At 61.1% G+C, this 18,993-nt stretch carries 21 protein-coding genes and 1 tRNA gene; 8 read left to right on the top strand and 14 right to left on the bottom strand.

Going from position 1 to position 18,993, the window contains the following annotated elements; all coding sequences use genetic code 11:
• Positions 1-127 precede the first annotated feature (127 nt).
• On the top strand, positions 128-1,633 hold the full coding sequence (locus ACPS74_RS01550; protein WP_029651278.1) for a replicative DNA helicase: 1,506 nt from the start codon (positions 128-130) through the stop codon (positions 1,631-1,633).
• Positions 1,634-1,684: 51 nt separating this feature from the next.
• Here ACPS74_RS01550 and ACPS74_RS01545 read toward each other — a convergent pair whose 3' ends face one another.
• The 7 genes from ACPS74_RS01545 to ACPS74_RS01515 form a co-directional block, all read right to left on the bottom strand.
• Complete coding sequence (locus ACPS74_RS01545) at positions 1,685-2,173, bottom strand: PRC-barrel domain-containing protein (protein ID WP_029651277.1); 489 nt, start codon at positions 2,171-2,173, stop codon at positions 1,685-1,687.
• 148 nt (positions 2,174-2,321) lie between these two features.
• Positions 2,322-2,741 carry a PRC-barrel domain-containing protein gene (locus ACPS74_RS01540; RefSeq protein WP_029651276.1) on the bottom strand — a complete coding sequence of 140 codons (420 nt, stop codon included), beginning with the start codon at positions 2,739-2,741 and terminating at the stop codon, positions 2,322-2,324.
• A 64-nt stretch (positions 2,742-2,805) separates the two neighbouring features.
• Positions 2,806-3,222: a PRC-barrel domain-containing protein gene (locus ACPS74_RS01535; RefSeq protein ID WP_029651275.1), complete on the bottom strand. Its 417-nt coding sequence runs from the start codon at positions 3,220-3,222 to the stop codon at positions 2,806-2,808.
• A gap of 48 nt (positions 3,223-3,270) precedes the next feature.
• On the bottom strand, positions 3,271-4,329 hold the full coding sequence (locus ACPS74_RS01530) for a MaoC family dehydratase (RefSeq protein ID WP_029651274.1): 1,059 nt from the start codon (positions 4,327-4,329) through the stop codon (positions 3,271-3,273).
• A gap of 3 nt (positions 4,330-4,332) precedes the next feature.
• Positions 4,333-4,677 (bottom strand): DUF167 family protein, encoded by a 345-nt coding sequence (locus tag ACPS74_RS01525; RefSeq protein WP_029651273.1) that lies wholly within the window; start codon positions 4,675-4,677, stop codon positions 4,333-4,335.
• Positions 4,670-4,966 carry a YggT family protein gene (locus tag ACPS74_RS01520; protein WP_026222972.1) on the bottom strand — a complete coding sequence of 99 codons (297 nt, stop codon included), beginning with the start codon at positions 4,964-4,966 and terminating at the stop codon, positions 4,670-4,672. Before ACPS74_RS01520 ends, ACPS74_RS01525 begins: the two co-directional genes overlap by 8 nt.
• Before the next feature lie 93 nt (positions 4,967-5,059).
• On the bottom strand, positions 5,060-8,191 hold the full coding sequence (locus ACPS74_RS01515) for a hypothetical protein (protein WP_157055269.1): 3,132 nt from the start codon (positions 8,189-8,191) through the stop codon (positions 5,060-5,062).
• Between the two features lie 274 nt (positions 8,192-8,465).
• On the opposite strand from ACPS74_RS01515, the gene ACPS74_RS01510 reads away from it, so the two are divergent.
• The 5 genes from ACPS74_RS01510 to ACPS74_RS01490 all read left to right on the top strand — a co-directional run bounded on the left by ACPS74_RS01510 (position 8,466) and on the right by ACPS74_RS01490 (position 11,400).
• Positions 8,466-8,541: transfer RNA gene (locus tag ACPS74_RS01510), tRNA-Ala, on the top strand.
• Positions 8,542-8,666: 125 nt separating this feature from the next.
• Positions 8,667-9,101 carry a universal stress protein gene (locus ACPS74_RS01505; protein ID WP_029651271.1) on the top strand — a complete coding sequence of 145 codons (435 nt, stop codon included), beginning with the start codon at positions 8,667-8,669 and terminating at the stop codon, positions 9,099-9,101.
• A 141-nt stretch (positions 9,102-9,242) separates the two neighbouring features.
• Positions 9,243-9,461, top strand: coding sequence for a hypothetical protein (locus tag ACPS74_RS01500; RefSeq protein ID WP_018408411.1), 219 nt, complete (start codon positions 9,243-9,245; stop codon positions 9,459-9,461).
• Between the two features lie 457 nt (positions 9,462-9,918).
• Entirely contained in the window at positions 9,919-10,401 is a 483-nt protein-coding gene (locus ACPS74_RS01495; RefSeq protein WP_018408412.1) for an SH3 domain-containing protein, read from the top strand.
• Positions 10,402-10,476: 75 nt separating this feature from the next.
• A complete protein-coding gene (locus tag ACPS74_RS01490) occupies positions 10,477-11,400 on the top strand; it encodes an MBL fold metallo-hydrolase (protein ID WP_029648181.1) in 924 nt (307 codons plus the stop codon).
• Here the strand turns inward: ACPS74_RS01490 and ACPS74_RS01485 are convergent.
• The 5 genes from ACPS74_RS01485 to ACPS74_RS01465 all read right to left on the bottom strand — a co-directional run bounded on the left by ACPS74_RS01485 (position 11,397) and on the right by ACPS74_RS01465 (position 15,445).
• Positions 11,397-11,657, bottom strand: coding sequence for an FtsB family cell division protein (locus ACPS74_RS01485; protein WP_239754504.1), 261 nt, complete (start codon positions 11,655-11,657; stop codon positions 11,397-11,399). The genes ACPS74_RS01490 and ACPS74_RS01485 overlap by 4 nt on opposite strands.
• A 105-nt stretch (positions 11,658-11,762) precedes the next feature.
• A complete protein-coding gene (locus ACPS74_RS01480; protein ID WP_244471392.1) occupies positions 11,763-12,449 on the bottom strand; it encodes a DUF2497 domain-containing protein in 687 nt (228 codons plus the stop codon).
• Positions 12,450-12,587: 138 nt separating this feature from the next.
• Positions 12,588-14,057 carry a TolC family outer membrane protein gene (locus ACPS74_RS01475; protein ID WP_029648184.1) on the bottom strand — a complete coding sequence of 490 codons (1,470 nt, stop codon included), beginning with the start codon at positions 14,055-14,057 and terminating at the stop codon, positions 12,588-12,590.
• 114 nt (positions 14,058-14,171) lie between these two features.
• Positions 14,172-14,876: a protein-L-isoaspartate O-methyltransferase family protein gene (locus ACPS74_RS01470; RefSeq protein WP_029648185.1), complete on the bottom strand. Its 705-nt coding sequence runs from the start codon at positions 14,874-14,876 to the stop codon at positions 14,172-14,174.
• A gap of 86 nt (positions 14,877-14,962) precedes the next feature.
• Positions 14,963-15,445 (bottom strand): RrF2 family transcriptional regulator, encoded by a 483-nt coding sequence (locus ACPS74_RS01465; protein WP_029648186.1) that lies wholly within the window; start codon positions 15,443-15,445, stop codon positions 14,963-14,965.
• Between the two features lie 168 nt (positions 15,446-15,613).
• Here ACPS74_RS01465 and ACPS74_RS01460 point away from each other — a divergent pair, with 168 nt between their 5' ends.
• Entirely contained in the window at positions 15,614-16,417 is an 804-nt protein-coding gene (locus tag ACPS74_RS01460) for a sulfite exporter TauE/SafE family protein (protein WP_029648187.1), read from the top strand.
• A gap of 30 nt (positions 16,418-16,447) precedes the next feature.
• A complete protein-coding gene (gene cysK, locus ACPS74_RS01455; protein ID WP_018408420.1) occupies positions 16,448-17,431 on the top strand; it encodes a cysteine synthase A in 984 nt (327 codons plus the stop codon).
• Positions 17,432-17,566: 135 nt separating this feature from the next.
• On the opposite strand, the gene ACPS74_RS01450 is transcribed toward cysK, so the two are convergent.
• Positions 17,567-17,974, bottom strand: a complete 408-nt coding sequence (locus ACPS74_RS01450; RefSeq protein ID WP_029648188.1) for a hypothetical protein — start codon at positions 17,972-17,974, stop codon at positions 17,567-17,569.
• Positions 17,975-18,009: 35 nt separating this feature from the next.
• The gene (locus ACPS74_RS01445; protein ID WP_018408422.1) at positions 18,010-18,960 is read right to left on the bottom strand and encodes an aspartate carbamoyltransferase catalytic subunit; all 951 of its coding nucleotides are present in this window, start codon (positions 18,958-18,960) and stop codon (positions 18,010-18,012) included.
• Between the last annotated feature and the right edge of the window lie 33 nt (positions 18,961-18,993).

Raw genomic sequence — 18,993 nt, 5'->3', positions numbered from 1 at the left:
ACTCGCTTCTCGCCGCGGCGGACAAAAGCCTCTGGCGGCGCCGACGCGTTAATGTATTGTTAACCGCGTCTCAGGCTCGCGCGTCGCGTTCGCAGCCCGGAACAGTCTCAAACAAGTCCGATCATCGATGCCACCAATCGAACAATTGGCGGGCCGGCGCGCGTTTCAGGTCGCGCAGCCGGACGCGCCTGCCTATCGCGCGCCGCCACACAATATCGAGGCCGAGCAAGCGCTGCTCGGCGCGATTCTCGTCAACAATGACGCTTTCGACAGAGTCTCGGACTTCCTGAAGCCCGAGCATTTTTCCGAGGACTTGCACCGCCGCATCTATGAAATCGCGGCGCAGCTCATTCGCGCCGGCAAGCTCGCGACCGTCGTGACGCTGAAGACGTTTCTCGCCGACATCGAGCTTCCGGCCGGCGTGACGATCCAGGCCTATCTTGCCCGACTCGCCGCCGAAGCGACGACGATCATCAACGCCGAAGACTATGGCCGCACCGTTCACGATCTCGCGGTTCGCCGGGATCTCATCGTCATCGGGCAGGACATCGTCAACACGGCCTATGATTCGCCGATCGATTCGCCGCCGCGCGCGCAGATCGAAGAAGCCGAACGGCAGCTCTATTCGATCGCCGAGACGGGACGCTATGACGGCGGCTTTCAGCGATTTGCCGAAGCGCTCACCACTGCGCTCGACATGGCGAGCAGCGCCTATATGCGCGACGGGCATTTGTCCGGCGTCGCCACGGGCCTGCTCGACCTCGACGAAAAGATGGGCGGTCTGCAAAAATCCGACCTCATCATCGTCGCCGGGCGACCGGGCATGGGCAAGACCGCTCTCGCGACGAACATCGCCTTCAATGTTGCACGCGCCTATCAATTCGAAGCTGAGCCCGACGGAACGCATAAGACGATCGATGGCGGCATCGTCGGCTTCTTCTCTTTGGAAATGTCGGCCGAGCAATTGGCGACGCGCGTCATCGCCGAGCAATCGGGCGTGCCGAGCTACAAGATCCGCCGCGGCGACATCAATGAGGACGATTTTCGCCGCATCGCCGACGCCGCACGGGAAATGCAGAGCATTCCCTTCTACATCGATCAGAGCGGCGGCATCTCGATCGCGCAACTCACCGCACGGGCGCGGCGCCTCAAACGCCAGAAAGGCCTGGACCTGCTCGTCGTGGACTATCTCCAACTGCTCGCCGGTTCGCGTTCCCGCAATGAAAATCGCGTGCAGGAACTCACGGAAATCACGACCGGCCTCAAGGCGCTTTCCAAAGAGCTCAACGTACCGATCATCGCGCTGTCGCAGCTCTCTCGCCAGGTCGAGAACCGGGACGATAAGCGGCCGCAGCTTTCCGATCTGCGCGAGTCAGGCTCGATCGAGCAGGACGCCGACGTCGTCATCTTCGTCTATCGCGAAGAATATTATCTGCGTAACCGTGAGCCGCGCGAAGGCACCGAAGAACACATTCAATGGATGGCGGAGATGGAGCGCGCGCATGGCCGCGCCGAAGCGATCATCGGCAAGCAGCGTCACGGTCCGACAGGGACGGTGCAGCTCGCCTTCGAGGCTGAGGTGACACGCTTCTCCAATCTTGCCGACGAGGACAAGCTGCCGGCGCGTATGTGAGAAAACCTCGCCGCAGGGCGGCGAGGCTAGCGTCAAACAGGCCGGCGGCGTTTACTTGCTGCCGAGGGTCCAAAGGCCCTTGTTCTTGTCGAAGCGGAAGCCCGTTGCGTTCTTCAGCTCGTCCTTCGTGGCGTTAATCGTCAGCCACCATTTGTTGTTGCGCTCAGTGGCGCGGAGATCGCTGAAGGCGACGGCGATGTCTTTTTCGCCCATGCCAAGGAATCCGCCGACTGAGATGATAGCCGCGGTGACTTTGCCGCCGCGATCCAGCACGAGATCCTTCACTTCGCCGATTTTGTTCTCCTGCGGATCGTACACGTTCTGGTCATGGATATTCGAGACCAGCAGCGCATTCTGCGGAAGCGTGGTCAGGAAATCCGGCCGACCCGCCGCCCCCGTGGTCGAACGATCCATCGTCCCGGTCGTGGAGCGGTCCATCGCCCCGGCGGGACGGTCAGTCGTGCGATTCATCTGCTCGGCCAAAGCCGCGCCTGACAGCGTCGCGATAAGCGCGCCTGCGAGGAGGTAGGACTTGAGCATGGCTGTCTCCGGTCATGTTGTTAGCGCCACACGAACGGCGTTCGTGTGTGTGCCTAGAACAAGCATCGAAGATCGATGTTCCAAGCTTCACGGCAGATATCCAAAAGAAGGACACCCCGCCGCGCGCGTCTGGAAACAGTTCAGCGGATCAAATCGGGTCCCACAGACCGGTCGCTTTGTCGAACTTATACGCGAGGGCCTTCTTCAGCAGGTCCTTCGTCGTGTTCAGCGTCAGCCAGCTCTTGTTGTTTTTCTGAGTGATGGTGATCGCGGATACGGGAATCGCAATATGCTTCACGCCGAGCCCGAGAAAGCCGCCGACGTTCAGCATGACGGCGTTTATGGAGCCGTCGGCGGAAAACAACATGTCCGCAATCGAGCCGAGCTTCTTTTCATTGGGATCATAGACCGGCTGCTTGTACCAGGCGGAGACCACCGAACCGTAGACCGGCAGCCTTTCGAGCGGAACGACCACAACGGTTTCGGTTTGGGCGCTTTGCGCGCGGGCCGGTAGCGGCGCAAAAGCGGCAAGAGCGAGCGAGGCTGTGACGAAGACGCGTTTCAGCATTAGAAAAGATCCTTTTTTGGAACGAGCGGCAGCCGGACGGCGAGCTATCGGCGCCGCGCCCTTGCTACTTCACCTTCCAGGCGTGTTCGGCCGCATCATATTTGTAGCCGGTCGCCTTCTTCACGATCTCCTTTGTCGTGTTGATGGTCAGCCAAGTCTTGTTGTTCTTTTCTGTGACCGTGATGTCGTTGGCCGGAATGGCGACGTGCTTCGCGCCGATGCCGAGAAAGCCGCCGACGTCGAGCATGACGGCGTTGATCTCGCCGCCTGAAAACAGCATGTCGGTGATCACGCCGACCTTCTTATCGTTCAAATCGTAGACTGGCTTTTTGTACCAAGCGGAAACCAGCGAGCCATAACGCGGCAACGCTTCCATAGGCACGACGACCTTGCTGTCGGGCGCGGCGGTTTCCGCGCGGACAGGATGGGCGACCGCGATGGCCATGCAGAATGAGAGCGCAACAAGCAAAGTTCTGTTCATTCGACCAATCTCCCCAACATCCTTGATACGACGGCGATCATAGCTGATTCATCGCGGCAGCACGCCCCAATAATCAAGATCAAGCAGCACCGCCGGATCGGGCTTGCCGTCCGCGCCGTGGAGCGGGAAATAGGCGCAGGGCTTGTCCTTGGTTGCAACGAGCCGCAGGCGCAACGCGCCGATATCCTGGCGCCCGGGGATCTCCGCCTTCTCCAGAACCTCCGACCAGGCGAAGACCGTGCCTCCGGCGAACAGCGGGTTGACGTGGCGTCCGCCGTTCACGGCCGAGATATGGAAGACGTTCTCCAGGCCGTTGAAGGACAAGGCCCGGGCGAGGGAAATCACATGGCCGCCGTAGATGATGCGCTTGCCAAAACGACCCTGCGCCTCATAGTACTGATTAAAATGAACTTTCGAGTTGTTCTGGTAGAGCCGGGTCGCGAGTTGGTGCTCCGCCTCCTCGACCGTCATGCCGTCGATATGGTCGATTTTCTCGCCCTCTTCGTAATCCCCCCAAAAATAGCGGGAGCCGGCGAGCGCCTTGTCATAGGCGCCGACATTGATCGCCGGCGCCGCCTTGCCAAGTTCGGAAGGGGCGACGGACTTCGGCAGATCGGGCACGACCTCCGGTCCCACAGGGGCGTCCCTGTCGCGCTTTTTCACCATTACCCAGCGCGCATAGCTCAGCACGGTCTCGCCGCGCTGATTGGCGCCCGTCGTGCGCACATAGACGACGCCGGTTTCCTTGTTGGAATTTTCCTTAAGGCCGATGACTTCCGAGGTCGCCGACAACGTGTCGCCCGGGTAGACGGGGATCAGAAATTTGAAATCGGCGTAGCCGAGATTGGCGATGGCGTTGAGCGAGACGTCGGGCACGGTCTTGCCGAGCACGAGATGAAATACAAGCAGATCGTCGATCGGCGCGCGCTCATAGCCGATCGCCTGCGCGAAAGCGGTCGAGGACTGCACGGCGAAGCGCGGCAAATACAGCGCCGTATACAGTGCGACCTCGCCGACCGTGACCGTCCGCGGCGCCGCGTGGCGAATGACCTGGCCGATTTTAAAGTCTTCGAAAAAATTGCCGACATTGATCTTCGACTTGCTCATGTCCTAACCGTTTGTTGGCGCCAGCTTCGCCAGCGCATCTAGATAAAGCGCGGGCGCGCCCGCAACGAAAACTGTTTTGACGCGGCTGGTCGCGCCGGCGCGGATCGAAACCGCGCTTTTAGGGGTTCTTAGCGTCGAGGCGATCAGCGCGATCAGCGCCGCATTCGCCCGGCCGTTCTCCGGCGCGGCGCGCACCCGTGCCTTCAGGACGCTGCGGCCGTCGGCGAGAGTCTCCACGCCTTCGACGGCGTCGCGTCCGCCTTTCGGCGTCAGCCGCACGTAAACGGCGACGCCCCCCGATTCGATCGCCCAGGCGGAGGATGCTTTCTCCGCGCCTCCTTCATCCAAGCGCGTAGGCGCCGGCGCTGTTGGCGATGAGATCGCGCAGGAACTGCATGAGCAGCAGCAGAATGAGCGGGGAGATGTCTAATCCGCCGACGCTGGGCAGCACCGAACGGATCGGTCCCAGCAGCGGCTCAGTCATGGCGTTCAGCCATTTCCAGATCGAATAGGCGACGTTCGAGCGCATATTGATGACGTCGAAGGCCGTGAGCCAGGACACGACCACCGTGGCGAGCAGAATCCACCAGTAAATATCGATGATCGTGAGAAGAAGTTTGACCATAGCGTAGGACATGACCGGCTTCCAGCGGATGAGGTTCCGCCCTGTCTAGCCTCCCTGCCGCGCCGCGGCAATCCTTGGCCGGCGCCCTCCCCGAAGCCTGCCCCGCTACAGTCCCGGCAGGAGCCGGTAGTCGAGTAGCGCCGTCCAGCCGAGTCCGCCGATCGGCAGAAGCAGCGCGCGAATGGGCGGCTGCTGCGAAAGCGGCACGAACGAGCCTTGACGTAATCCATCGACGAGCTTGAGAAGCGTTTCGAGCTGGGAGACCTTCTTTTCGGAATCGTCCGCGGCCTTAACCGCAACAAGCCGCTTCGTCAGCCGGGACTTTGCCGTCTCTCGCGCCTTTTCGGCGCTAAAGCAAAGCGCCATGGCGCACCCAAAAATGATGATGAACCCGACGATTTGCGTTGCAAGAATTGGCACGCTCAACGCGAATTCGGCGAAAGCGGTGCTCCGGGACATGATCATCAACGCAAAAATCGCGAAGGGGAAATAGATCAGCTTGCTAATGCAATTCGTGCGACTCGCGATGAAATTAAGGTCGATCCATTCATCGAGCAAGGGATCTTTGAGTTCGAGCTTCTTCTCGAAAGTCTGATGCGTCTCCGGCGGCCAGAGTGTCTTATGTTTTCGCAGGGCGTTCACGAATTGCAGGCAAAGCAGCGTGGAATCGACAACCAAGAAAATCAATATCAACATGAGAAACACGACAGGCGTCGTGACGTCATAATATACTTTACGCAGTTCGCCCCGCCATGGCACGTTTGGCGTCCCGAAGATGAACGACAGAAACGTGAACAGCATCAGCATCAAAATCACGTACACGGCTATGCGATATACGATTGGCCAGACTCCGCTTTTCGCCAGGTAGGCGTTCCAGATCTGGCTGATGTGAACTCTTCCATTCCCATCCTCGATTTCGGGCAGATGATAGGAGAGCTTATCCCAGGTGACCGAGAACGGTCCTCGCCGGCTAGAAGCGGACTTTTTGTGTGCTTCATCTGCGGGTCCGAAGAATCTCGCATTGACCTGCGTAAGATTGGCCTGAAGCTCCCGCCAAGCATCGAAGATCAAACAAAATGCGAGTATTGCGGCGATGACCCGTAGCGCGATCGAAGGCCAAACGCTGATCCCCTGAGTCCAGGCTAGCGGCTCGCCCAAGCCATGCTCAGTGGCCGCCTCCGCGAAGTAATCCCATCTCGCGATCACCCCAGCTCCGAGCACCAGTATCGCTGCGAGGCCGATGCAGGTCGCACGAAGAAATGGAAAGACCATCTTGTTCCAATAGAATGCCGAGATCACGACTGTCAGGAGCGCCAGTATCCCAACGATCCCAACAGTGCTTTTGGTCGAAAGTTTAGTATACAATGACGGTATCGTCGGATGGATTGCATCGCTTGCCCGCTGCGCTTCGCCGCTCACCTCGACTTTCGTAGGCAACGGGACAACTCCCCCACGCCTGTCAATTTCGAACATTCGTGGGTGGGAAATGCCGTCGCGTATTTTCTTGCGCAGTTCGCTATTCTCCTTGGCATCCTCTTCTTGCGCGGCCACACGGGCTGCAAGAAAAGCGGCCGTCTGATAAGTCGATCGGAATGGCGGGATATCCTGCTGGAGTTCTTCGGACAGCGTGGGTCCGTAGCTCGAGGCGATAATGAGATTGCGAGTCCACTGCAGCTCTTCCTGCCCGGCGAGCGCAGCATCGTAGTCGGTCGTGAAAAACACCGCCTCAGGGAAAAGTGGTTTAAGCGCGCGTAGAACGAGGAGCTTGTCGAACACGTCATTGCCGAGCACCCCGATCGCCACGATTCCTTCCTTTTCCTGGGCTCGGAGCTCCTCGTCCTTCTCTTTGAGGCTAGCCGCCAGCCTGCGCAGATAATCGAACTGGTCTTGCCCGAAAGGACGCTCAAGCGCCTTGGTGTCCTCTTTCGCCTTTGAACTCTCGTTTCCGCTCCTCTTTTCCGCGTCCTCCCCTTTCGAATTGCCGCCGGTGCTCGTCGTCGGCAGCATCCCGTCGAGGCCCCGATGATAAGTCTTGGTGTAAATCCAATCTGGCGCCCCGTTTCTTGCAATTTCTTCTAAGCACTTTTGAGTATCTCTCCCGAAAATCCCCGGACACTGCAGCTCTCGAGCGAGCGCGTTTATCATGGAGCGTCCGTAGAGACTGTCACGGTCTGAGATCAATACGATCTGCTGTCCCTTGCGGCCATTTTGAAAGCCGGCGGAACCGGGATTAACGCCTCTCTGGTTCAATTCAGCTGTAATAGCCCGCGCCAATGCATCGTCCTGGCCGTTCACGCGGAAGAGTCGCTCGTAATAGCTCCTGATTCCTAGCTGCTCGTCGCTTACTGTCGCCCCGAACACGTAGAACTGAGCGTCCTCGGGCATCCCGCCGCTTTCCGACCGGTTGGTTACGGGCGACAGCGATGCGATTCTTGTTCTGCTTCGGTTCGGTGGCGCCGCTTTCACCACCTCGGGCTTACGAGCCTTTGCTAAGGCGAGCTGCCGAAGAACATCGGAAGAGTATGGGCCTAACACTTGATAGCTTATTGCAGCGCATTGGGCGGCGGATGCTGATGCGCAGAGCATTGTCTTAAATGCCGAGATTCTTTTCAGCGGATCGTGAGTGTCGGACAAAACATCCTCATCGATCCACAGCAGAAGTATCCGTTTGGATTTTTGTTTGTCCTGATCAAACCATTCGTAGGGAACGGCGACCGGAAATCCTTTCATTTCATGGTCGCGAGGCCGAAAATATCCAATATGCTGCTCGTTGCGGGGTTCGTAACCTTCTAGATGGAAGCCGCTAAGTACGGCATATCGCAATCGGCGACGCGTTTCGCTGTCCTCGAAATAGGAGGCGCCCGGCGCAGTCACCGCGATGATGCGCGCGCTCTCGAGTTCGGAACGAAAATTTCCCCTATCATCGGCGAGCGGCGACCGGCAATGCAGCGGAATTGTCGACGCTTTCTTTGTCCACGCGTCCTCGCATTCCTTCCTTTCGTCGGGATCTACCTTCTTGATTTGCCGGGCGACGGCGTCAAACGGATCCTGCCACAGCCGCGCCTCAACGTCCTCCGAATGAAACTTTTCCTCGATGCGCGATTCCATCGGCGGCGGGCGTAACACTGTGAAGGGCGCTTGCTGCGCATAGAAGTAGGCGCCAGTAGCGAATAGAGCGACGACAATAGCGCCATTCGAGCCTAACCCCGCGGGGCTCTTTTTATCGTCTTCAGACATAACGCTACTCCAAAATTAGTTTTGCGCCGTGCGGCGCCAATATTAAAAAAAGTCTCGCGTGGCCCGGCGAATTGGCCGAGAATCGGAACGCAAGACGTCCGCAATCAAAAAATTCTTTCAAGCGCCTAATGGGCGCGGCTGGCTTAGCCTTTGCCGAGCGCAGCTTCAGCAGTCAATCTAAGCATTATGCGACAGGAAATCGCGATGGCAAGCGCTTGGCGACGCCAACCCGATTGACAGGTTATCGCCCCCCGTGTACCCCACGCGCCGGAGCGGGGCTGTAGCTCAGATGGGAGAGCGCTGCAATCGCACTGCAGAGGTCCGGGGTTCGATTCCCCGCAGCTCCACCACCCGATCGATGGATTGCGAACGGCTCGCGATCGCCACAGACAGCGCCCGCGGTCCGCGCGCCGCCTCATCATTGTTTCGAGCGGGTCCCGCGCCATATCCGGTGAGAATCTCCCGGAGCGCGCCGATGTATCGCAAAATTCTGCTGCCGATTGATCTCACCGAAGCTCAGATGACTGACCGGGCGATCGCCGTCGCACAGGCGCTGGCGAAGACGTTCGAAAGCGAGTTGCGCGTCGTCAACGTCCAATCGCTCCTGCCCATCTCATTTCTCGACTACGTGCCTGAAAATTTTAGCGTTCAGGTGCGTCGCGGCTTGGAGAAGGAAATAGCGGCGGTCGCCGCCAAGATCGACTGCGCGCCCGAACGCGTGTCCACGACGCTGCTGTTCGGCCCCGTTTATCAAAAGGTCTTGGCCGAGGCCGAGGACTGGGGCGCCGATCTCATCGTGCTGTGCTCGCATCGGCCGGGCATGGACCGTTTTCTCATTGGCTCCAACGCAACGACCATCGTCAATCACGCGCAATGCTCGGTGCTGGTGGTGCGCGGGCTCGTATCCTAAGGCCTTACGGCATTGGTTCCGAAACGCCGCGACGACCGCGCGTGTGAACCTAAAGTGGCGCCCGGGTGACGCGGCCTTCACGAAACTCTCATCACGCTCTCACATGACTTTGCTACCGACGCCTGGATGCGGCGATCAGTGATGTCTCGCGAGGATGCCATGTCGAAAGAGGCGATGCAGAACGCCGGCGGTTCGGCGACGGAAAAACCTGAGAGCAACACCGGCAAGATCGTCGGCGGCGCGATCGCCGCGGCGATCGGCGGCGTGATCGGCGCGCTGCTGATGGGCAGTTACGCCATCCTGCCGGCGGCGGTCGTCGTCGGCCTGCTTGGCGTCGCGCTGGGCTCGGTGTTCGACTAGATCACGCTGCATTTGGGCGGAATCTCCCAAATGCAGATAACGTGATCGATTCCCAAATTTTAGAGCGCGCTCTACGCGAAAAACCGGTTCCCACTTTTTCGCAGCGCGCTCTAGCAGAATTTCGGGCCGGGCGTCGCGCGCACGCGCGTCCGGCTCGGAAGCGTGCGTTTCGAGTTCGCGCGTGAGAAACTTGGCGGCTGAGTCTTCCTTAACCGGCAGGCGAAGCCGCTTCTTTTTTGCCTTGCCATGATCTTTTGCCCTGCCCCAGAGCGCGATCGATAACTCTAATGGAATTTGGTCGGCGCACAGCTCGGCCTTTCGCTTTGCTAAAGCCAGGCGTAGGAATATGTGTGTTTCGAGGACTGCGGTCTTGGGCGGAACCGTTTCGCTCCGGTTTCGTTAGTCTTCGGAAACGGGCCTTGCTAATCGGCCAAGTTTTCATCTGGGGAGGATAGAAATGAAGAAAATTATCGGATTCGCTGCGGCGACTGCCGTTCTGTTCGGCGCTTCCGCTTTTGCCAGCCCGCTGACCAGCGCCGCAAACGTCCGGTCCGGCCCGAGCCCCAAGTGGCCCGTGATCGGCCAACTGCCCGCCGGCGTCGACGTCACGGTGCTCGATTGTGGCGGCGGCTGGAAGCGCGACTGGTGCCAGATTCAGGCCGGCGACATGAAGGGCTTCGTCGCCGCGGGCGTGCTCGGCACGCAAGGCAACAATGTCGTCGTCGCGCCGGTGACCACCAACAACGATGTCGCCATCTACAAAGGCCCGGGGGTCAACTACAAGATCCTCGGCAGCATCCCCGAGAACACGACGGTCAACATCGGCTCCTGCGTTTATGGCTGGGGCGAGACGACTTGGTGCAAGGTGAACTACGGCGGAAAAAAAGGCTACGCTCTGCAATCCGAGCTGCAGCGTCAGAACTCCCTTTTCCCGATGTAATCTGCGCGGCGTGGCGCTGGGACGTCCCACCGCCGCGCCGCTCTTTCGAGCGCGCCTCCGACACCTTATGATGACTTGCGGCCCCTCGGTCGCGATGAGGGCGCCGTCATTCAAGCCGGAACACACCCAGCCGTTTCGGCGCGCCTGTCGGCGCTGACGCGACGCGCGCTCGCGCCAAACCCCGGTCCATTCACCTTCACAGGAACATGCAGCTACCTCGTCGGAAACGGCGATGTGGCGATCATCGACCCCGGACCTGACGACCCGCGTCACATCGGGGCGCTGCTTGCAAGCATCGGCGGCGAAAGACTGCGTTACGTGCTGGTGACCCATACGCATCGCGACCACTCGCCGGCGGCGCGCGCCTTGAAGGAGGCGACGGGCGCAATAATCGCCGGTTGCGCTTCCTACACGCCCGGCGAGGCGGGACATCACGGCGCCCCCAACCTCGACGCAGCCCACGATCGGACCTACGCGCCGGATATCGTGCTGAGAGACGGCGACACGCTCGAAATCGGCGACGCTTCACTCGTGGCCGTGGCGACGCCGGGTCATACGGCGAACCATCTTTGCTTCGCGCTCGCGAAGGAGCAGGCGCTCTTCACTGGCGACCATGTGATGGCCTGGGCGACCACCGTGATCGCGCCGCCGGACGGCTCCATGGGGGCCTATATGGCGTCGCTCGAACGGCTGCGCGGGCGCGGTGACCGCATCTATTGGCCGGGGCACGGCGAACCGGTGCACGATCCCCAGCGTTTCCTGCGCGCCCTGCTTCATCACCGGCGCGCGCGCGAGGCCGCCATTCTTCAGCGTCTCGAATTGGGGGACGAAACGATCGCTGAGATCGTCGCCCACATTTACGAAGGCGTCGACAAACGTCTCCACGTCGCGGCGGCGATGACCGCCCTCGCCCATCTTGAAGATCTGATCTCCCGGGACCTTGTCGACTGCGCCGGACCGCCCGGCTTACAGGCGCGTTTCTCGCCGCGCCGAGGTTAGGGCGCGCCCGGCGCCGGCAAAAAGATCACGACGTCGTTCTTGTGCGCCCGCCCCAGTCGCTTGCGCGCCTCCTCGTCGAGGATGTCGGCGTCTACGGTCTCGCCCTTGATGAGCGCCAGGCGACTTTCCCAATGCATGCGTTGAAGCTTGAGCAGGTTGCGCTCCAGACGCAGCTGATCGAGCTTCTGCTCGTATTCTTCACCAATCTTCAGCCCGCGCTGGCCGTTAACGCCATGCCAGATGAAATAGGCGGCCAAGACGCCAGCCACTGTGTAGAGGCTAAGCGGGAGGACGAGCGTATGAATCATGACTCGAAGCCGATGCATGGCCGCGAGGATAGCTGCGACCCGTTTAAAGCGTCGTTAAGGCTGACTGGGTTTCCGCGCCGAAGCCGCAAGACGGTTTGCAGGCCTGGCGATCCGTTCGATTTCGGCGCGCACCAGCTGCTCCACGAGCGACGGCAGATTGGCCTCGAGCCATTGCTGCATCATCGGCTGCAGCAATTCTTTTGCGCATCTGTCAAGAATGTCGGTCTCGCTGAACGCTACGCCAGCGGCGAGCGCTTGAAATTTTGACGCGACCGTTACAGCGGATTCATCCGACAGCAACGCCCTCTCAACGACCGGCGCAACATCGCTGATCTCCATGCCCGCCTCTTCGTGCTCAGCCACGCGTTCAACCTCCGAGGACTCTTGGCCCTCCGACAGTTCGGCTCCCGTCTCTTGCCCAGCGGCCTCGCCGGCGACATACACCAGCCGAACCTCCCCTGCGTCCTCGATCCCATCGCGCAAGTCGTCGTCCAGGTCGTGATCGAGGAGCGACAACGGCGGTTCGTCCTCGCGTCGCTCAAGCACGGGCGCCGGATAGGCGCTGCGCGCCGCGTCGATGTCGCGCGCACGCCGGCGATCATCGCGACGCGCCTCGGGCAGGCTGTCGTCGTCGGCGATGATACGACGGATGGAAGCGAGTATTTCCTCCATCGACGGCTCGTTCGCGCGCGCCTCGTCCTGCAACGAGTGCGACGGGGCGGATGCGTTCGCTGCGCTCATGGAGTTCTGCCGCTTTGCGGGGAAAGGCCGCGCATGAGGGTGGATCGGATCTCTGATCGCGCGAAATCCGCGAATCAACTCGGTCCGAACGAATTCCACACTTTTCGCGCTATGATGTCACCCGCATTCGCGAAATTCTTATCGGCCGTCGGGCGTGTCGAGACCGAACCACAGGTCGTGCACCTGATTGAGATGAACGCTCGGGTCATAGAGCGCGACCGCGAGGTCGAGTTCTTGCGCCGACAAGCGTCCGATCGACCCCAGCGCCGCATAAGAGGCGACGACCCGATCGCGCTGCGACGTGACGAGGTTGACCCTGGCGTTGAGCAGCGACTGCTGCGCGTTCAACACATCGAGGGTGGTGCGTTGCCCGACTTTGGCCTCTTCGCGCACCCCGGCGAGCGCGGTCTCCGCCGCCTTCACCGCCGCCTGCCCAGAGATAATCGACGCCTTGGCGGTGTCGAGGAGCCCATAGCTCGAAACGACGCTCGCGCGGACGCTCTCGCGCTGAACATCGGCATTTAGCCGCGCCTGGCCGAGTTGCTCCTTGGCTTGGCGAACTGAGGCATATTCGACGCCGCCCTGATAGAGCGGGACATTCAACTGCGCTGTCGCTGAAGCGGTGAACTGCTTCGATCCCGGCAAGCCGAGAAACGAGTCATATTGATTTGACACCTGGCCGTTGACGGAGAGATTGGGCGCCAGCGCGCCTTCCGCGACCTTGACCGCGAGCGCCGCTGCGTCCACCTGGTGAAAGGCCGCGGTCACGCCGGGATGCTCCACCAATGCGATGGCGATCGCCTGCTCCAAAGATTTGGGCAACAACGGCTCGAGGCTGCGCCCCGGTTCAAGGTGTTTTGGCTCAGCGCCGATGATTTGGCGGTAGTTCGCCATGCTGTTCTTGAGCTGCGCCTGCGCGGCATAGAATTCCGAACGCGCCAGCGCGACCGAGGCTTCCGCCTGGGAGACGTCGGTTCGAGTCACTTCGCCGACCTGGAAACGGTCGCGGCTCTGCTTGAGCTGTTCCTCCAGCACCGAAATGTTGTTCTTGCGCAGCGACACCACCGCCGTGTCGCGCAGCACGTTCATATAGGCGGTTGCGCCGTTCTGAAGGGTCGCCTGCTCGGTCAGGCGCATGGTGGAGCGCGCCGCGAAGACGCCCGATTCCGCCTGGCGCACGGAGTTTTCAGTGCGGAAGCCGTCGAACAGCGTCTGCGACATGTTCAGAGTCGCGCCGCGTGGGTAACCCACGTAAGTGTCCTGAAAATCGCCGCTCCCGCCGGCCGCGGCGCCGGCCTGCTGGCTGCTGCTGCCGCCAAAGGGAATCTTGATCGCCGCATATTGCGCGCCAGCCTGTGCGGTGATGCTGGCTTTCGGTCGCAGGCCCGATTTTGCTTTCGGCGCGTCTTCGTCGCGCACCCGCACATTGGCGCGGCTCTGGTTGAGATCCGGATTGCCGTAATAGGCCCGCGCCAGAGCTGACCTCAGGCTCTCCGCAGAGGCCCGGCCCGGCGAAAGAGCGACCGCTGCAAGCGCCAATGCGGCGGACGTGCAGGACAGGACGTTGGCCGACCGCCGCCACCCGAGGCCAAACCCGTCGATTCTCATTGTCCTCAACCTATCTTCGCGCGTCGACGTGCACGCCAATCTACGGCAGCGATCAGTCTCGACGATGACACCCGAACGCTACGCTAGGAACGCGATTAAGGCGAAATGGCGGCGCTAGAGGTTGAAGGCGGGCGCCTGTTCGAAGCCATCGAGCACCGGCGCCGTCGCCGAGAACAACGGCAGTTCGCCCGCCGAACGGCCGTCCTGGCGCTCAAAGCGTACGACCTGCTGGCCGGCGCGCGTCTCCGGCGTGACGATCGCCAGCAGCCGACCATCGGGCGTCAGCTGTTCGAACAACGCCTCGAGTCCTGACTGAACGCGGCCTTGAATAATGATGACGTTGTAGGGGGCGCCGCCGGCGAAGCCCTTTTCCAAAGGCCCCAGCTCAAATTGCACGTTGTCGCAGCCCAGGGCCGCCAGGCCAGTCTTGGCGCGGGCGGCCAGACCGGAATCGCATTCCAGCGCGACCACCTTGTCGGCGAGGCCAGAGAGCAGTGCGGACGAGTATCCCACGCCCCCGATATCGAGCACCCTATCCGTCGCTTTGACATCGGCGCTTTGAAGCATCCGGGCCAACACGAGCGGCGGCAGCAGGTTGCGTTTGCGTCCGCTGGCGCCCTTTACGGAGATCGCCATATCCGAATAGGCGAGCGAGGAGAGTGAATCCGGCAGGAAAATCTCGCGCGGCGTCTCGAGGAAGCGCTCAAGCAAAGGCACATCGGTCACATCGAACGGACGAAGCTGGCGTTCGACCATGGTGTGGCGCAAAATCGCTGTCGCCTCGCCCGTCTTCGTCACTTGCGCCACCCTGTCCAACATTCGCTTTCCGGCCTTGCGCCGGTCCCTTGGAGGAAATGCTGCGGCGCAAGAAAAGAATCTGCCGCCAGCGTTTTATAGGAGCCGGCTCACGCCATGTCCATGGCTTGGCGCGCAGCTTCCCCACCGACGAGCAGACGGACGCCGTCGCCGCTCTCGCCCAATTCGCGCATCTGCTCAAGCGACGTCTTGTCGAGCACTTCGGCGATCGCCTCTCGCGCCCGCAGCATGACCAGGCGAACCGCGCATCGCGTCTCGTCCGTGCAGTCGTCGCAACGACGATACACGGTTTTACTTGCGCATTGGATGGGCGCCAGCGGTCCGTCGAGCGCGCGCACGATATTGCCAACGCCAATGTCTGAAGGAGGCCGCGCCAACATATAGCCGCCGCCCTTGCCTTTTTTCGAATGGACGAAGCCGGCATTGCGCAGTTCGCCCAAAATTGCGTCGAGAAACTTTTTCGGAATTTGGTTGGAGGCGGCGATTTCCGCGACCAAAGCGGTTTCTCCCGGCCGTACCCCCGCGAGGTGAACCATGGCCTTGAGGCCGTATTTGGCTTTCTTTGTCAGCATTTCCCGTTTTGACCTTTAGGGCCTAGGTCCCGACCGGACGCCCTTTTGCGCCGGCATACTACTGCAGTCGACCGGCATGTTCATCTTTTCCCAAACTGTGGCGCGTCAGATTTGACAAAGTTGACTAGATTTATAGAGTTGAATTAGCACTGCCGACGAAAGAAAGAAATGCCCGCCTTTTTGGACGCGCTCAGCGCGATCAATCTCCTTTATTCCGCTTCTGGCTTCTTCGTTGGCGCGCTTGTCGGCTTCACGGGCGTCGGCGGCGGTTCGCTGATGACGCCGATTCTGATGCTGGTTTTTGGCGTGCCACCGACGACCGCCGTTGGCACCGACCTGCTTTACGCCGCCGTAACCAAGACGAATGGCACGCTCGTTCATGCCCTGCACGGCACCGTCGACTGGCGCATCACCCGCCGTCTCGCCTATGGCAGCGTGCCTGCGAGCGTCGCGAGTCTTCTCGTCCTCTCTTGGCTCGGCAAGTCTGGCGGTCATGCGGCCAATGGGCTCATCACTTCGGCGCTTGGATTCGCGCTGCTGCTGACCGCCTTCTCGATTCTCTTCCGTCGGTGGATCCTCGATCACATCGCAAGACACACGAACGACATGAGCGACCGGCGCTTGCTATGGCTGACGGCGACTCTCGGCGTTATTCTCGGCGTGCTGGTCTCGATCTCTTCGGTTGGCGCCGGGGCGATCGGCATGACGGTGCTGCTGGCGCTGTATTCGCACACGCCGACCGCGCGTCTTATCGGCTCCGATATCGCCCACGCCGTGCCGCTGACGCTGATCGCCGGCTTCGGGCACTGGTTGATGGGCGGCGTCGACTGGTTGCTGCTGCTTTCGCTCCTCATCGGGTCTCTTCCAGGCATCGCCATTGGCGCCCATTTCGCTGCTCGAGTGCCCGACCGCTATCTGCGGCCCGCCCTTGCCAGCGTCATGGCACTGGTCGGAATCAAACTCTCGATCTAGACCTCATTCTTCTTTCCCTGGGGGCGAAACATGTCGCAGGCAGCACCGAGCTTCACGCCGCCGGCCAAACCTGGCCGAGGCCGAATCTATGATTCCATCACACAGACGATCGGCGATACGCCGCTCGTCCGGCTCGATCGGTTCGCGCGAGAGCGCGGCGTAAAGGCGAATCTCCTCGCCAAGCTCGAATTCTTCAACCCAATCGCGAGCGTCAAAGACCGCATCGGCGTCAGCATGATCGAATCGCTCGAGGCGAGCGGCAAGATCACGCCGGGGAAAACGGTGCTGATCGAACCGACGTCGGGCAACACCGGCATCGCGCTCGCCTTCGTCGCCGCCGCGCGCGGCTATCGACTCATTCTCATCATGCCGGAATCGATGTCGATCGAGCGGCGCAAGATGCTGGCGCTGCTCGGCGCCGAGCTTGTGCTCACCCCCGCCTCGCAGGGGATGAAAGGGGCCCTCGCCAAGGCCAGCGAACTCGCCGCCCAAAATCCCGACGCCGTTATTCCCCAACAGTTCGAGAACCCGGCCAACCCCGATATTCACCGCGTGACGACGGCGGAGGAAATCTGGAACGACACGAACGGCGAGGTCGACTATTTCGTGTCGGGCGTTGGCACCGGCGGCACGATCACGGGCGTCGGCCAAACGCTGAAGGCGCGCCGGCCCGGCTTGAGAGTCGTCGCTGTGGAGCCCGAAGATTCCGCCGTGCTTTCCGGACGTCCGCCCGGTCCCCACAAGATTCAGGGCATCGGCGCGGGCTTCGTGCCGCCCATCCTTGATCGCAGCGTCATCGACGAGATCATCACCATCGGCAATCAAACGGCGTTCGAGACGGCGCGGCTGCTCGCCAGGGTGGAGGGAATTCCCGGCGGCATCTCATCGGGCGCCGCCGTCGCCGCCGCCTTGGAGATCGCCGGCCGCCCCGAGGCCGAGGGCAAGAATATCGTTTTGATCATCCCGTCCTTCGCCGAGCGCTATCTCTCGACGGCGCTGTTCGAAGGGCTGTGACGAAACGCGCCGAAAGCCCGGAGCGCTTATCGATCACATAGAGTCATGTGATCGATAAGGCATCGTTCAAATCAAAATGGTGGAGCAGGTTCTCATCGAAAAAGCTGTCAACCGTGAGAACCTGCTCTAAGGCGGTCAGCTGCGTTTGCGCTTTTGCGGCTGCTTGGTCGCCGCGCTCGCGGCCTGCGGCTTCGCCACGGGGCTCGGCGTCGCCTGCGCGATCTTGCGGCGATGCACCGCCCCGCGCGCATAAGCGCCTGTGACATAGCCGACGGCGACAATGACGATGTAAACGATCACCAGGAAGCCGCCGCGCTGATTGGCGGACGCCGCCCGTTCGAGAAGGGCGATGACTTCCGTCTGGTCAATGAATTTGTCGGCGATGATGCCGCAGACAATGCCGACGATTGGCACGAGCCAGGACGGCAGCCGGAAATAGCCGAGCGCCGCGGCGAGAAGAAACGCCACGAGCCCGAAGACGTGCAAAAACTCGATCAAGATTGACTGGATGATGAGCCCAACAAAGCGGATGAGCTTGATCATTTCTACTCCCCTACGATCATTGATTTTGGAGAAGCTTACACATTTGGCAGGTGCTGCGCGAGCGCTTCAAGCACCGCCATGCGCACCGCAACGCCCATCTCGACCTGTTCGCGGATAAGCGAGCGCGGGCTGTCGGCGACGGCGGTGTCGATTTCCACGCCGCGATTCATCGGCCCGGGATGCATGACCAGCGCATCGGGCGCCGCATAGGCCAGCTTCTCTTCGTCCAGCCCGAAGAAGTGAAAATATTCGCGGGCGCTCGGCGTCAGCGCGCCGGCCATGCGCTCGCGCTGAAGGCGCAGCATCATGACGATGTCGGCGGCCTCAAGTCCGCGCCGCATGTCGTGAAACACTTCGACGCCCAGCCGCGACAGACTGTCCGGCGCAAGCGTCGAAGGCCCGACGACGCGCACCCGGGCGCCAAGCGCGCCAAGCAGCAGAATGTTTGAGCGCGCGACGCGCGAATGGAGAATGTCGCCGCAGATCGCGATCGTCAGCCCTTCGATGCGGCCCTTGTTACGCCTGATCGTCAGGGCGTCGAGCAGCGCCTGCGTGGGATGTTCATGCGCGCCGTCGCCGGCGTTGACGACGGAACAGTCGACCTTGCGCGCCAGAAGATGCGCCGCGCCTGCATGCGCATGGCGAACGACGATGATATCCGGCCGCATGGCGTTCAGCGTCACCGCCGTGTCGATCAGCGTCTCGCCTTTCGACTCCGAGGAGCGTGCGACCGACATGTTCATCACGTCGGCGCCTAGACGCTTGCCGGCGATCTCGAAGGACGCCTGGGTGCGCGTTGACGATTCGTAGAACAGATTGATTTGCGTCCGCCCGCGCAAACTCGAACGCTTCTTATCGACCCGCCGCGACACTTCGATCGCCTCCTCGGCCATGTCGAGGAGGGTGACGATGTCAGGACGGGTCAATCCTTCAATGCCGAGAAGGTGGCGGTGCGGGAAAGAAGCTGGCGTCGCCCCTGATTGCATGCGCCGTCTATAGCAGCTTTGACCAGCGCCGAA

This window comes from Methylocystis sp. SB2 (assembly GCF_049817085.1).
GTDB classification, from domain to species: domain Bacteria; phylum Pseudomonadota; class Alphaproteobacteria; order Rhizobiales; family Beijerinckiaceae; genus Methylocystis; species Methylocystis rosea.
The sequence above is the reverse complement of the archived record's forward strand: the minus strand, read 5'-3'. Positions and strand labels throughout refer to the sequence as shown.